We start from the raw sequence: 358 nt of genomic DNA on the forward strand, positions 1-358 counted from the left end.
TTCTGTTTCGGTATGTCCCGCTACTCCATGCACCTGGAGCGCAAGCTGGACACTGGCCACAAGCGTTAGGAGTTTCGAAATGAGTGAAGCGATCAAGCAGCCTGCCGGCCCCGAAGGGATCATCCAGATGCAGGGTGTGAACAAGTGGTACGGTCAGTTCCATGTGCTCAAGGACATCAACCTCAATGTTCGCCAGGGCGAGCGTATCGTGCTGTGCGGGCCGTCCGGCTCGGGCAAGTCCACCACCATCCGTTGCCTCAACCGCCTGGAAGAGCACCAGCAGGGGCGCATCGTGGTCGATGGCGTGGAGCTGACCAACGACCTCAAGCAGATCGAGGCGATCCGCCGTGAAGTGGGC

The 358-nt window shown here is 60.1% G+C and carries 1 protein-coding gene; it reads left to right on the top strand.

Features of this window, described 5'->3' with window-relative positions; all coding sequences use genetic code 11:
- Positions 1 to 79 precede the first annotated feature (79 nt).
- The coding region (locus tag GYA94_RS27420; RefSeq protein ID WP_161893524.1) for an ATP-binding cassette domain-containing protein at positions 80 to 358 on the top strand (279 nt) is incomplete at its 3' end.

Origin of the sequence: Pseudomonas juntendi, from assembly GCF_009932375.1 — a bacterium.
In the GTDB taxonomy this organism is placed as follows: Bacteria; Pseudomonadota; Gammaproteobacteria; order Pseudomonadales; family Pseudomonadaceae; genus Aquipseudomonas; species Aquipseudomonas juntendi.